We start from the raw sequence: 14,422 nt of genomic DNA, 5'->3' as shown, positions 1-14,422 counted from the left end.
GGCTTTTGAAGCGTAGGACCACAGCAATCTTTGATTGCGTAGTGGTCCAGCTTCACAGCCGTAGCGAGGTATATATGTCAAGCCTGCAACGGGCGTAGGATTTATATCGTTGCAGGCGCTGAATTTGCCATATTAGGGCATATAAATAAAATACCGGCGATCTAATGATCACCGGCACTTCATAGTTTGATATCACCCTTGCATCTGCTTAGCCAAAAAGTCTGCAGCGGACCGCGCCACTTTGATGTCCGACTCTTCGATAACTGCATTCGGTTCTTTGGACAATAATATGACCGCTCCTGTCCCTTTGCCGTCAAACGATGTGACGATGGGAACTATGAGCTCGGCTGTATATTTAACTTCGTCATCATCGGCAACAATGCTGCAAGGTTTCCTATCAGTATTCTTATCAGCTATAAAGATTTCTTTACCCGTTATTACTTGCTCCAGCTCACTGCTGATACGTTTATCCTGAAGATCCTTTTTTATAGCAGCACCTGATACGGCTATTACGTTATCCTTATCAGCTATGCACACTATATAGCCCAATATCTGAGAGATCGTATCGGCATATTCTTTAGCGAAATCATTTAATTCGCCTATAAATGAATACTTTCTCAGAATCACCCCGCCTTCTTTATCGGTGAAAATCTCCAGCGGATCGCCTTCTCGTATCCTCAAAGTCCTACGTATCTCCTTGGGTATGACTACCCTGCCCAGGTCGTCTATACGTCTAACAATACCTGTAGCCTTCATATATATGCCTCCTTAATCTGTATTGTTTTACAAAACCATCCTTACCGCATTTATTATCTTACCGATGGGCAAGTTTTATTCACTATTTTTCACCAATGATATATGGACCAAGGAGGCTTATATATTATTTATAATTTTCCTCGTATTTCTTTATATCCGATCCGTTTCTCCATTCCTCTATAAGCGCTGTTATTTTATCATTCTTCTTTTGTTGTAGTAACGTATCGTGTATCTCCTGTTTTTTCTCCTCAAATGTGTAAACTTTTGAAGGTATCTTTTCTTCCAATTTGATTATATGATACCCATAGGACGTTTGGACAAGATCGCTTATATCACCTTTATTCTTCAAGGCAAAAGAGGCTTCTATAAAAGCCGGTTCTATTTGATCCTCGCGCGAAAAGGTAAGCGTACCACCTTGATCCTTTGTTCCTGTATCGTCAGAATACTGCTTCACCAGCTCAGCAAAATCATCGCCGGCTTTGGCTTTAGCCAGAACCTGTTCGGCTTCCGGCTTTATCTTATCGTATTCAGCCTTTTTGGTAGCCTCATCAGCCGAATATTTATCTTCAGGGATACTTATCAGTATATGGCTCACTGTTACCATCTCGGGGTCGGTGAACTCAGTATCTTTGTTCTCGTCGTAATATTTTTTTACCTCGTCATCAGTCACCGTGATATCAGCCGTCAATTCATCGAACAACTTCTGCTGCGCGGTATCCTCCTGAAGCAGTTGCTCCAATTCTGCCTCGGTCATCTGCTGCTGCGCGAGCATATCTGCAAAAGCCTCTTCTCCGTATGCATCCTTTAACTGCTGCAGCTGATCCTTGACCTGTTTTTTATCATCATCGGTGAGGGCTATATTATTCTTCTCCACTTGTTGGTTAACCAATTTTTGAGTTATGAGGCCTTCTACTATATCCTCTCTCATTTGCGCCAACGTATCAGCATAGTCCGCGCTGGTTTCCAACGTGTTTTTGTCTATACCGTACTGCTGTTCCACAGCACTGATGTACGCATCGTATTGCTTTACATAATCGGCTTTGAGTATCTTATCGCCGTTGACCTCTGCTACTGGCAGTTGTTTTTCTTTTTCCGGATCCACCGTTACCAACGAACAGCCTGCAAAAATAAAAATAGCTGCCATTACCAGCGCGGTCATCCTTACAAAACGTTTCATTATTATTTATCTCCTCCCATATAATAAGGCTACATAATATTATAACTTAACATGCCACTGCTTGTAAACCTATAGTTTTCTCAAGCAATTCCTGTATATCCTTTAATATACCCTCAGATGTTTCATTGCCGATTTTGAAATAAAATGATGGCTGATCAGTGGCCGCAAATCTAACGCGGCCCTTATACTCATCCATAGCCCTTATAAGACCGCTTAAATCGACATCTTTATCGTTTTTAAGCATAAAGACGATATCGGAGCCTTTTTGTTCGATAGATACAATGCCTATCTTCTTTGATAACAATTTTATATGCATTATCGACAATAGATTCCTGACGCTCTGCGGTATATCGCCAAATCTGTCTTCTATCTCTTCCTCCACATCATACTCCTCCTCTATGTCGCTTATGGACATTATACGCTTATATATCTCTATGCGTTGAGCTTCTGATGGCACGTAATCATCCGGTATATAAGCATCCAGCTTTATTTCTATAGACATATCCGTCTCTTCTTCATGGCTCTCTCCTTTTAGCTGGGCTATAGCCTCTTCCAAGAGCTTGCAATACATGTCATATCCGACAGCCGCCATATGGCCGTGTTGTTCTGCCCCTAGCAGATTACCGGCACCTCTTATCTCAAGATCCCGCAAAGCTATCTTAAAGCCGGAACCGAATTCGGTAAACTCCGTAATGGCGTGCAAGCGCTTCTCGGCTTCTTCAGTCAACACCCGGTCTTTCTTGTAGGTAAAATATGCATATGCCAGCCTGTTGCTGCGCCCCACCCTTCCGCGCAATTGATACAGTTGGGCTAATCCGAAATGATCGGCGTCGTAGACTATAAGGGTATTAACATTGGGTATATCTAAACCCGTTTCTATTATAGTGGTGCAGAGCAGCACATCATAATATCCATCCATGAAATCCATCATAACGCGCTCCAGCTTATCATTCCCCATACGTCCATGAGCGACGGTTATACGGGCTTCCGGGACCAGTTCTTGCAAATGCATAGCCATGACATCTATGGAATTAATCCTGTTATATACGAAATATACTTGTCCCCCTCTGCCAAGCTCTTTTAATATAGCATCTCTTATAATATTTTCGTCATATTCCACGACATAAGTCTGCACAGGATATCTGTCTTCCGGAGGCGTTTCTATTATGCTTATATCCCTTATGCCGGATAATGACATATGCAGTGTCCTGGGTATAGGTGTGGCAGTAAGCGTGAGCACATCCACGTTGTTTTTAAATCTCTTTATAGCTTCTTTATGGCTCACCCCAAATCTTTGTTCCTCATCGACTATAAGAAGTCCTAAATCGTGGAATTTAATATTGCTGCTCAGCAAAGCATGGGTTCCTATTATTATATCGATATCGCCGCTTTTAAGCCCCTTTATTATATCCTTTTGTTCCTGAACACTTCTAAAGCGGCTTATAACATCCACCTTTATGGGAAAACCGGCCAATCTATTGGTAAAGGTATTGTAATGCTGCTGGGCTAAGACCGTTGTAGGCACTAATACGGCCACCTGCTTGCCATCCATCACAGCCTTAAAAGCTGCTCTTAACGCAACTTCAGTCTTACCATAACCGACATCGCCGCACAACAGTCTGTCCATAGGTTTATCGCTTTCCATATCAGCTTTTATCTCTTCTATTGCCTGTAACTGATCAGGCGTTTCCTGATATGGAAACGATTCCTCCAGTTGAGCCTGCCAAACAGTATCAGGGCTAAATGCATGACCCTTGGTGGTATATCGCGAGGCGTACAGCTTCAATAATTCGCCGGCCATTTCCCTGACCGATTCCCTGACCTTGGCTTTGGTCCTGGACCATTCGCTGCCGCCCAGTTTGGATAATCTGGGTGAGGCTCCGTCCCCGCCGATATAACGCTGCACCAACGACATCCGATCGGTGGGCACATACAGATTATCGCCATCAGCATAACGTATAAAGAGATAATCCCTCGACTTACCCTCCACCGTAAGTTTTTTAATGCCCATGTATTGGCCTATCCCATAATTTTCATGCACCACATAATCGCCTATATTGAGGTCCGAAAAAGCCGCTACCCTTTGGCCCGCTTTCCTGGCTTTAACCTTCGAGCGCCGTCTTTGCATGCCGAACAGTTCTTGATCCGTAAGTATCACGCATTTAATATCCGGCCATTCGGTACCGCTGCTCAACGGCATATCTATTATACATATCTGCCCCGGTCGCACATCGATATCCAAACGCCTTGTGAACCATGCCTCTATACCGCTTTGCTGAAGCATATCCTGAATACGCAGTCCTCTGTTATCGCTCAAAGTTGCTATTATTATAGTATAGCCGGCAGACTTCCACCGGCGCAGTTCATCGACTATAATATCCATATTCCCCTGGAAAGACGGTATCTTTTTAGCATCTATTCTTATAGACGGGTTTGCGCCGGCTTGATGAAATGTTTCCAACGTGACGGTGCGTTGCCTATTCAGGCACGAACATAATGCGTCATAATCGCTCAGCAAATAAGCTTGCGAAGGCAATACCCGCCCCTTAATAAGCAGAGCCTTAAACATCTGCTCAAACTCTTCATGAAGCGTATGATCTCTTTGCCTTATGCGCTCCTCTTCATCCATAAAAAATAATGTTCCGGCAGGCATATAATCCAATAATCCAGCCGCTTTACCGTAAAAGAACGGCATATATCGCTCTACATTCTCAAATCGGGCGTTTTGGCTCAGCAGTTCAATATCGCCGCCTATCTGATCGTTGGCGTTTATGTGTTCAAATTCCGAACGCATAGCTTTAGTTGCTTGATAAGCTGTATCGCTGTCATACACCAGCTCCTTCACAGGCGATATGACGGCTTTGTCCACTTTATCGGTGGAACGCTGCGTATCGGCATCAAATCTTCTGATAGAATCGACTTCGTCGTCGAAAAATTCTATCCGATATGCCTCTTCACCGACGACAGGATAAAAATCAACTATATCGCCTCTTATGGCAAATTGCCCTTTGGCCTCTACCAACTCTTCCCTTTGATAGCCTGCTTCTAACAACCATCTTTCCATAACGCCGTGCTCTATTATCTGACCTATCGATATTTCATGGAAGTACTTATTAAATTCATCAAATGGCATAAGCCTGGGCAGTAATGCATCTATCGAAGCTATAACTATCATATTTTCTTTAAAAGCGAGACGATTTTCTATTTCAAGCCTTTGAAACAACACCTCATTGCTTTTACCGCTTACGTCATATAAGACGGTTTCAGCAGCGGGAAAAATATAAACCGGTACATCTACATCTTTGAATATCGCTGACATGTCATCGTACAGCTGTTTGGCGCGCACCTCATTGTGCGTGATAATAACAGCCGATTTAGCATTAACAATATTTATCAATGCATACATCAGATAAGCTCTACCCTCATCCGGTACGCCATATATCTCCAATCGGCCGGAATCACTTCTTAAAGAATCATAAATACGTTCCGATACGTCGGAACGGTCAAAAACCCTGGTTAACAAATTATTCATGCAGAACCACCTACCGAAAAATGCAAAATTACCCGGTTCCATGCCATATGCAGCAATGCAGCCGAGATCAAGCCCAAAATTATTTCGTCACTAAACTCATACATCCATACCGTAACAGCACCGAAAACAGCATGAGTCACAATAGACAATACGCCTGCCATAACCGCTTGTCGTGAATGAGATTGAAATATCTCATACGCAGCCTCCACAATGCCAAAACATACATGAACGCCCAGTACAGACAAGCCTAACAAAAAAGCCGGCAGTGTTTTCATGCACTCTTCAGTAACGGGCCCTGTCCATATGCTAGCATCTGGTCCTATTAATTTTAGCATATATTTGTTTATGAATAACGTTGCTGCCGCGGCAAACACTATGTCAGCTATAAATATCAAATCAGACATCGCCGTTATACTTGCTCATGGCTATCTCTATGCCATCTTTAACAATCGCTTCGGCAGCATCGGCCGCCCTCTCCATAGCCTTATATATAATCGGCTGTTCTTGTTCGCCAAAACCAGATAATACATAATTTACCAAGTCTATGTTCGGACCAGGCCTGTCTATGCCGACGCGTATGCGCGGAAAAGCATCGCTATCCAGCATATATATTATAGAGCGCATACCGTTATGCGTGCCTGCACTGCCTTTAGTGCGTATACGAATACGTCCCAGAGGCAAATCGATATCATCATATATTACTATAAGATGATCTAAAGGAGGCTTAAAATAACGCACAATATCATAAACGCTTTCGCCGCTCGCATTCATAAACGTTTGAGGCTTGGCTAAAATAACCTTCTCCGCGCCTATCCGCGTTTCGCCCCATAGCGCTTTATAATCCAACTTATTTAGTTTTATACCACTGCGTTGAGCCAATATGTCCATTACCATAAACCCGACATTATGGCGCGTATATTTATATCTATCGCCGGGGTTACCCAATCCCACTATTATATACATAAATCCTCCGTTCTCATAAATGCAATATAGTGGCGCCCCAGTTATCCCAATCGTAGTGGTAATCCCCGGCGCTATATCCCTCTTCCTCTATTACCTGTCTTACCAATCGCTCCATGCTTCCATTGCCGAATCCGTGTATTATTCTTACCTTCTTTACATTTCTTTGATTACGGCACCTTCTTATAAAATCCCGCAATTCATACTCCGCATCCTCAAAATCCACAAATTCGGGATGCAAATCTATCTCAGGCATATCCACGCACCGCATTGTTCCCTTCAGCATAAATATCATTTACAATATAATTATACACCATAAAAAAACTATATCAAGTATGTTCTCACATGCCGACAGCTTCTTTATACGGGCTAACGGCCTCATCATCTGTCTCTATGCCTATCTCCTCCAGCATCCACTTGGCAAATACACCGTAACCGCGCTTAGGATCATTGATAAACACATGTGTCACAGCGCCTACCAGTTTGCCGTTCTGAATAATAGGGCTGCCGCTCATGCCTTGAACTATGCCGCCGGTTAATTTCAATAAGGTCGGATCGGTTATTTCTACCACCAAACTTTTACCGTTGGGCTGGCTTTGCCGATTCACACGTATGATTTTGACATCATAAGCTTTAACGCCCTGATCATCTACGGTAGCAAGGATAGTAGCCGATCCCTCTTGTACCTCGCTTTGCAACGCCACGGGTATGGGTTCTTTATATAATCTATTGGTTACTATGCTGTCGGCATATATATGACCGAATATGCCATATTCTGTATTAACCTCTATGTTTCCTATTCTTTCTTCATCGTCTAAAAATACGCCTTGCAATTCGCCAGGTTTACCTTTTTTCCCTTCTTTAACCGCTATAACCTCCGAATGCACTATTTCACCATTTTTTATAGATAAAAGCGTGCCGGTATCCATATCGGTTATAGGGTGTCCCAATGCTCCGTATATACGATTGTTAGGCTCATAAAATGTCATGGTCCCTACGCCGGCCGTACTATCTCTTACCCATATGCCCAACTTATATTTATGTTCCTCCATATCCTTCACAGGCTTTATGGACAACGATATAGGCTTATCATTTCTCAATATATCCAGTTTGACGGGCCGCCCATCTATTGAATTCACAATCTCGGCCAGATGATCAGCGTCTTTTATAATCGTGTCATTTGCTTTTTCTATTATATCGCCCGGCATCAAGCCAGAGTCGTTAGCCGGATGATGCATAAGCCCGTCTTCTCCTCTGAATTCCGATACACCCACCACTAATGCACCATCGGTATACAGCGTAACACCGATGGCCTGACCTCCGGGCAGCACTTTCACAGGTGATACCACATTCACCGACATATCCTTTACAGGTATAATTCCGAATAATTTAAACTGTAATGCCGCCTTGCCCTGCTGTTGGGGCTGTATTATAAGAGGGCTGTCTATTTTTCGTTCTATTACAGCTTCCTCCAATGATTGACCGTTTATTTTTAACACATTTTTGTCGTCGGCCTGAATTTTTACCTCCATTGGCAAACGGAACGGTATAATCTGGTATTGTCCTTCCGACATTTCCAATTCAGACGGAAATTTAATTATATCCTGTACTACTGGCGAATAATATATCGCAAATACCAACAGCGATAATAAAATACCTATAATTTGCTTAATGTGCCATCTTTTCAAAAACTTCACCCCTCGTATTTTTTATACCGCATCGGCGATATCATATAAATTAACCGTCTTAAAAACGATTTATACGAGGGCATTTATGATGAGTATGGCAACTTATTTACGATGCTGCAGTATTTGCTTTAAAAGCGGCGCTGGTATCCATCATCTCTCTGGCATAGCTTATGCTGGCAGAACTGAGTTCGATGCCTCCCAGCAAGCGGGCTATCTCTTTAAGCCTCTGATCAGAATTAAGCAAATATGTTCTGGTATATGTCCTTTGACCTTTATTTTCTTTTTTTATCAAATAATGTGCATCAGCCATCGAGGCTATTTGAGCTAAGTGGGTCACACATATGAGCTGGTGCTCCCTGGATATACGAGTCAGCTTCTGTGCCACTTTATGGGCCGTTTTGCCGCTGATGCCGGCATCTATTTCATCGAATATCATGGTCGGCACGCGATCGATATGGCCGAGCACAGCGTTTAACGCCAGCATTATGCGCGACATTTCGCCTCCCGAGGCTACTTTGGCAAGCGGTCTTAACGGCTCGCCGGGGTTAGCCGTCATCAAAAAATTTATATCATCGAAGCCGTTTTGCGTGTACCGCGCATCTTCGATATTTTCAGGCGAAATTATCGAAACTTTGAATATCGCATTTTCCATGGCTATATCCTTCAATTCAGCCATCACTTGGGATTCGAGCTCTGCTGCCGCGATTTTTCTCTTCTCGGACAATGTCGAACATATACTATATAATTCCCTTTCGGTCTCGCATTTATCCTCTTCCAAGTTTTGTATATATTGTTGGCTATTTTGATAAATTTCAAGTTTTTCTATTAATTTATCTTTATAGATTGATATGTCTTCTATGGTGTCGCCATATTTTCGCTTAAGGTTGTTTATGGTATTGAGTCTGTCTTCGATCTCATCGGCCTGTGCCGGGTTGTATTCCATGGTATCCATATAATTGCTCACAGAGGATATCAGTTCTTCGACATCGTAGATTATACTGTCTATATCGTCGCTTATTTTAGCGAGCTTTGGATCTATATCCGATATACCCTTCAATCCCTTTTGCAAATCTCCCAGCACATCTATAAGCGGCGGTCGTTCTTCCTCACCGTTATATAAACTGGTATAAGCTCCTGATAGAACATCCATTATCTTCTGGTAATTATTATATATTGTCCTCTGTTGTTCCAATTCCACATCTTCCCCTGGCCTTAAACGAGCGGCCTCGATTTCGTTTATCTGATAATACAAAAGATCCATTTCACGCTGGCGAATTTGAGGATCAGCCGACCATTTGGATAATTCCATGTTTAATTTTTGCCATTTATCATAGTATTTGCTGATTTCGGCTTTTAGCTCTTCCACTTCGGCGCCTGCAAACCTATCCAAAAACAGACCATGGTTTTGCGCGTCCAGCAATGCATAATGAGAAGCCTGACTGTGAAGATTGATCAGTCGGCTGCTGATATCTTTAAGCATAGACAGCGGAACAGCCGCGCCGTTTATACGACATACATTTTTGCCCGAAGCGTTGAGTTCACGGCTTAATATCAGATACTCATCATCGCTTACATCTATACCGTACAGGTTTAACAGACCTTTTACTTCCGCATAGCCGGTTATGTCAAACAGCCCTTCTATCCGCCCCTTATCGCAACCCGAACGTATGGCGTCCTTATCCGCCCGTTCACCTAATAAAAGCGCTATAGCATCTATTATGACAGATTTACCTGCGCCCGTTTCACCTGTCAATATATTAAGCCCGCGGTCAAATGCTATATGCGCATAGTCTATCAGCACCAGATTCTCTATAATAAGCTCTTTGAGCATGATTTAACCCCCTTATCGGGATCGTATATCGTTGAATCCCCTTATGAGCGTTTCTACCGTTTTTTCGTTTCTCGCAATTATGAGCACCGTATCATCCCCGGCTATAGTCCCCAAAACGCCGGGCCAATTCATAGCATCTACCGCCGCCGCCGTCACCTGGGCGGAGCCCTGCAGCGTTTTCAGAACAATCAGATTGCCTGTATAATCTATACTCAATATGGCTTCCGAAAACACCCGCAATAGTCGATCTACCGGCGATGTAGTGTCCTTATCCATGGCTGCATACTTATATCTGCCATCATGGGCCAGCACCTTTATCAGACCTAACTCCTTTATATCCCGGGAAATAGTGGACTGGGTAACATCAAAACCGGCTTTTTTTAACTCGTCTGTAAGATCCTCTTGTGTTTCTATCTCTTTATCTTTTATGATCTCTAGTATTTTCGATTGCCTGTCTATCTTCATAAAACACCTCTCTACCTTTAATCACGAAGTCGCTGGGCGTCGATATCATACAATTTTTCGTGCAACAGCTTATAAAAACTTTTACCGCTGACCCTGACCAGATGTGTATAAATACCTGCTTTTTTCAGCATGACGATATCGCCGTTAGCCACGCGAAAGCCCTCTTGTCCATCTATAGTCATTACTATATCGCTGGAAGGATCATCGATGTATATCCTTATAACCTCTTTATCGGATATAACCAGCGAACGGGAATTAAGACTATGCGGGCATATCGGCGTAAGCAAGATAGACTCAAGGTTGGGGCTCACTATAGGTCCTCCCGCTGAAAGCGAATAAGCCGTGGAACCGGTAGGCGTCGCTATGATAAGCCCGTCCGCTATATAATTATTAACGAATTCATCGTCTATATACGCCTTCAGGCGTATCAATCTGGAAAACGACCCTTTTGATATAACGGCATCATTGAGCGCATAGAATGTTTCCAGCTCCATATCATCCCTGATAACGGCTATCTGTAGCATCATGCGGTTTTCTATAGAATACCGGCCTTCCAGCACTTTCTCCAATGCCGGATACATGTCCGACACCTCCACCTCCGTTAAAAAGCCGAGATGGCCGAGATTGATGCATAATATCGGTATCTGATATAAGCATACCTGCCGCGCTATGCTCAACAAAGTACCGTCGCCGCCCAATGCTACTATTATGTCGGGTTCGCTATACATGCTATGACCGGAATATCCAAGATCCGGCCGTTCTATTTTTGAAGCCGTGCTTTCATTGAGCATAACAGAAATGCCACGCGTCTCCAACCATTGTACCAACTGTCTGGTTATATCCAATCCTGCATCTTTATTGGCATTGGGAAATACGGCGATTTTTCTGATCATTGCTAACCCCTGTTTCTAACCGTCATATTGCCGTTAATACGTTCATATATGCGAGAAGCTATACCTTGCGGGGTCATTTTGAGCTGATTCAATAATTTATCAACGCTGCCATGGGGCACAAAACCGTCCGGCATGGCTATGATATCCAAATCAACACCCTTTATATCATTATCGAAGATAAATTCGGCTATGCCGCTGCCGAAACCACCTTTTTCTATATTGTCTTCTATGGTAACCAGCCGCTTGGTATTGAGCAAAATATCTGATAACGCCGACGATGGTAACGGCTTAATACAGCGCGCATTATACACCGCGGCATTTATGCCCATCGTCTTTAATATGGCCGCGGCATTTAATGCTATATCGACCATATGCCCGACTGCTAATATAGCAACATCAGTTCCAAACTGCAAACACTCCCAGTTCATTACATCGATGTCGGTTTTATGCGCATCGCGTTCATAGCAAGTCGCTCCCCTAGGATAACGTATGGCTACCGGCCCATCCACATATAAGGCAAACTGCAACATTTTATCCAGTTCTTGACCGTCTTTGGGCGCCAACACGCGCATATTAGGCATAGCCCGCAAGTAAGATATATCGAACACGCCATGATGTGTAGGGCCGTCTTCACCTACCAATCCAGCCCGATCGACAGCAAATACGACAGGTAGATCCTGCATGCATACATCATGTATTATCTGATCATACGCCCTTTGTAAAAACGACGAATATATCGCCACTACCGGCCTTAAACCGGCAGCGGCCATTCCTGCCGCCATGGTCACGGCATGTTGTTCGGCTATACCCACATCGAAAAAACGGTCCGGATATTTCTCGGCAAAACGCCCCAGTCCCGTACCGTCTTTCATGGCCGCCGTAATAGCAACCACGCGCTTGTCGCGCGCCCCTGCAGACAACATAGCATTGCTAAAAGCCTTGGTATACGTCATGTCAGGGCTCGTTTCCTCATGCCCGTTTTCGGCGTCAAACGGCGCTATGCCATGAAACCGTTCCGGGTTTTCTTCAGAAAACTTATATCCTTTGCCTTTAACAGTTACAACATGCACGAGCAACGGTCCTTTCATGTTTTTGACGCGCCTTAGCACCGGTATCAATTCATCCAGATTGTTTCCATCTATAGGGCCTATATAAGTAAATCCTAATTCTTCAAACAGCATACCCGGCACAAATATATACTTGAAGCTATTCTTAAGCTTCTCTATGCCGCTTACCAACGAATCGCCTATATAAGGTATGCGGCTTAGCACACCTTTTATATCGCGCTTAGCCTTGCTGTAGCTAGGGCTGGAACGAAGTCTTGCCAGATATAACGCCAATCCGCCTACATTTTTGTCAATAGACATCGCATTATCGTTTAGTATAACAGTAAGATCGTTCCTGGAACGGCCGGCGTCATTCAAAGCCTCAAATGCCATGCCGCCACTTATGGAGCCATCTCCTATTACCGCTATCACGGAATAATGCTCCTTCTTTAAGTCCCTTGCTCTGGCCATGCCGAGCGCCGCCGATATAGAGGTGCTGCTATGCCCTGTTTCAAAGCAATCGTGGACACTCTCATACCGTTTAGGGAAACCGCTCATGCCACCGTATTTTCTCAAAGTAGGAAATAGCGATTTTCTTCCGGTCAAAATCTTATGCGTATACGATTGATGTCCGACATCCCATATGATTTTATCCCATGGGCTATTATACACATAATGCAGGGCTATCGTCAACTCGACCACGCCAAGATTAGAAGCCAAATGCCCTCCTGTTTTAGAGACATTATCGATCAAAAATTCCCTTATTTCATCCGATAAAGTCTTAAGCTGTTCTATATCCAATGCTTTCAAGCTCTCAGGACTATCTATATCATCGAGCAATCTACTCATAGGTCTTTCCTTTCCCTTCGCATCAGCGAGATTAAGTATTTTGGGCTTTTTATTATAATATCCAAAATATACGCAACCCTATATACTATCTCTTCAGAATTATTTATAGCGTAATTTTTACCCAAAGCCTTGCCTCCTATAGTAAGCGACGCTATGCCGGCGCTGAGCATTATGCTTATAACCATATCATAACTATTGTCAGCTAAAACTATGAGCTTGCCCGCTATCACCGCTCCTGCCGCTCCGCTTATGACGCCTGCTATATCGCCTATTACATCATTGCAAAAGCTGGATACCTTATTGGCATTGCGCACAAACTGCACAGCCAGAGCTGCTCCCGGCATTTTGCGCGCCGAGCGCGCATGAAATGGCGCCTCCTTGGAAGCAGTAACCGCTACTCCTATTATATCAAATATTACGCCTATTGCTATAATAATTATTAGAATTATCCATGCTATAAAAAGATCGGCCGATTGAATTGTAGTCTCGGATATAAAACTCATGATAGAAGATATAAGAAATGCTATACCGGTAACCACCAAAGGCCAGCGGTCCCGATGATTTTTATTGTTTTTAGAATTTTTAGTTTTATTGTTTTTTACAACACTTTTATCTTTATGTAAGTGTATATCGCTATCGTCATTATCCATGGAAGCATTAACCTCTTTATATAATATACATTGCGATGGCAGCATGTTAGGTAAACTCTGCGGCTTAGGTTCGGTAGGATTTCCCGGACGATTACTCTCCGTCGCCGGAGGAGCGGTTTCCCTTTAAAATCGTCATGCCGAGTCGCCTTCGGCATTCACCGAATTGCCACTAAGTCCACACTTTAATCCCTAACATGCCTCGTGATGAGCAGCCTAGGAGCTTTCCTCAACAGCCAAATCGATCCCTAGCCTCTTTTGCAACATAGGTTTCAAGCAGCGATAACCTCGCGCCTTCGGCGCCTTCCGGCTGAGGTGTGAACTGCTATCCACCTATATCACTCAAGGCAGGCTACACTGTACACAGCGTCGTTTGCCGCATACAGGTTCATCCCCGAGCAGTAGCGCTTTCTTACTGAAGCACCACCCTCTCGGGCCTCCGCGATAGATGGGTCATCGGCTGCATGCCATTGCAGCTTGCCCACCTATCTTAACTCCCAGCACCAACCCCCGACTGGGCGTCAGAAGCCAGCACCAGGAACTTCATCGTTGTGCCCTTAGCGGATTTTTAGCCCCGC

Annotated in this window: 13 protein-coding genes; all 13 read right to left on the bottom strand. The window is 43.8% G+C overall.

Features of this window, described 5'->3' with window-relative positions; genetic code table 11:
* Positions 1–192: 192 nt before the first annotated feature.
* A complete protein-coding gene (locus JG770_RS08350; protein ID WP_291957672.1) occupies positions 193–756 on the bottom strand; it encodes a stage V sporulation T C-terminal domain-containing protein in 564 nt (187 codons plus the stop codon).
* A gap of 124 nt (positions 757–880) precedes the next feature.
* Complete coding sequence (locus JG770_RS08345; protein WP_291957669.1) at positions 881–1,933, bottom strand: peptidylprolyl isomerase; 1,053 nt, start codon at positions 1,931–1,933, stop codon at positions 881–883.
* A 46-nt stretch (positions 1,934–1,979) separates the two neighbouring features.
* Positions 1,980–5,465, bottom strand: coding sequence for a transcription-repair coupling factor (gene mfd, locus JG770_RS08340; RefSeq protein ID WP_291957666.1), 3,486 nt, complete (start codon positions 5,463–5,465; stop codon positions 1,980–1,982).
* Complete coding sequence (locus JG770_RS08335; protein WP_291957663.1) at positions 5,462–5,869, bottom strand: hypothetical protein; 408 nt, start codon at positions 5,867–5,869, stop codon at positions 5,462–5,464. Before JG770_RS08335 ends, mfd begins: the two co-directional genes overlap by 4 nt.
* Positions 5,862–6,428 (bottom strand): aminoacyl-tRNA hydrolase, encoded by a 567-nt coding sequence (gene pth / locus JG770_RS08330; protein WP_291957660.1) that lies wholly within the window; start codon positions 6,426–6,428, stop codon positions 5,862–5,864. The genes JG770_RS08335 and pth overlap by 8 nt, the downstream gene beginning before the upstream one ends.
* Before the next feature lie 13 nt (positions 6,429–6,441).
* The gene (locus JG770_RS08325) at positions 6,442–6,681 is read right to left on the bottom strand and encodes a Smr/MutS family protein (RefSeq protein ID WP_291957657.1); all 240 of its coding nucleotides are present in this window, start codon (positions 6,679–6,681) and stop codon (positions 6,442–6,444) included.
* An 85-nt stretch (positions 6,682–6,766) separates the two neighbouring features.
* The gene (gene spoIVB / locus JG770_RS08320; RefSeq protein WP_291957654.1) at positions 6,767–8,122 is read right to left on the bottom strand and encodes a SpoIVB peptidase; all 1,356 of its coding nucleotides are present in this window, start codon (positions 8,120–8,122) and stop codon (positions 6,767–6,769) included.
* 97 nt (positions 8,123–8,219) lie between these two features.
* Positions 8,220–9,944 (bottom strand): DNA repair protein RecN, encoded by a 1,725-nt coding sequence (gene recN, locus JG770_RS08315; protein WP_291957651.1) that lies wholly within the window; start codon positions 9,942–9,944, stop codon positions 8,220–8,222.
* A 12-nt stretch (positions 9,945–9,956) separates the two neighbouring features.
* The gene (locus JG770_RS08310; RefSeq protein ID WP_291957649.1) at positions 9,957–10,409 is read right to left on the bottom strand and encodes an arginine repressor; all 453 of its coding nucleotides are present in this window, start codon (positions 10,407–10,409) and stop codon (positions 9,957–9,959) included.
* A 17-nt stretch (positions 10,410–10,426) separates the two neighbouring features.
* Positions 10,427–11,302: an NAD(+)/NADH kinase gene (locus JG770_RS08305; protein ID WP_291957647.1), complete on the bottom strand. Its 876-nt coding sequence runs from the start codon at positions 11,300–11,302 to the stop codon at positions 10,427–10,429.
* A 2-nt stretch (positions 11,303–11,304) separates the two neighbouring features.
* Positions 11,305–13,197: a 1-deoxy-D-xylulose-5-phosphate synthase gene (dxs, locus tag JG770_RS08300; RefSeq protein WP_291957644.1), complete on the bottom strand. Its 1,893-nt coding sequence runs from the start codon at positions 13,195–13,197 to the stop codon at positions 11,305–11,307.
* Complete coding sequence (locus tag JG770_RS08295; protein WP_291957642.1) at positions 13,194–13,847, bottom strand: hypothetical protein; 654 nt, start codon at positions 13,845–13,847, stop codon at positions 13,194–13,196. Before JG770_RS08295 ends, dxs begins: the two co-directional genes overlap by 4 nt.
* 335 nt (positions 13,848–14,182) lie before the next feature.
* Positions 14,183–14,329, bottom strand: coding sequence for a hypothetical protein (locus JG770_RS08290; protein ID WP_171804961.1), 147 nt, complete (start codon positions 14,327–14,329; stop codon positions 14,183–14,185).
* Positions 14,330–14,422 lie beyond the last annotated feature (93 nt).

This window comes from Mahella sp. (assembly GCF_020054945.1).
Taxonomy (GTDB): domain Bacteria; phylum Bacillota; class Clostridia; order Mahellales; family Mahellaceae; genus Mahella.
The sequence above is the reverse complement of the archived record's forward strand: the minus strand, read 5'-3'. Positions and strand labels throughout refer to the sequence as shown.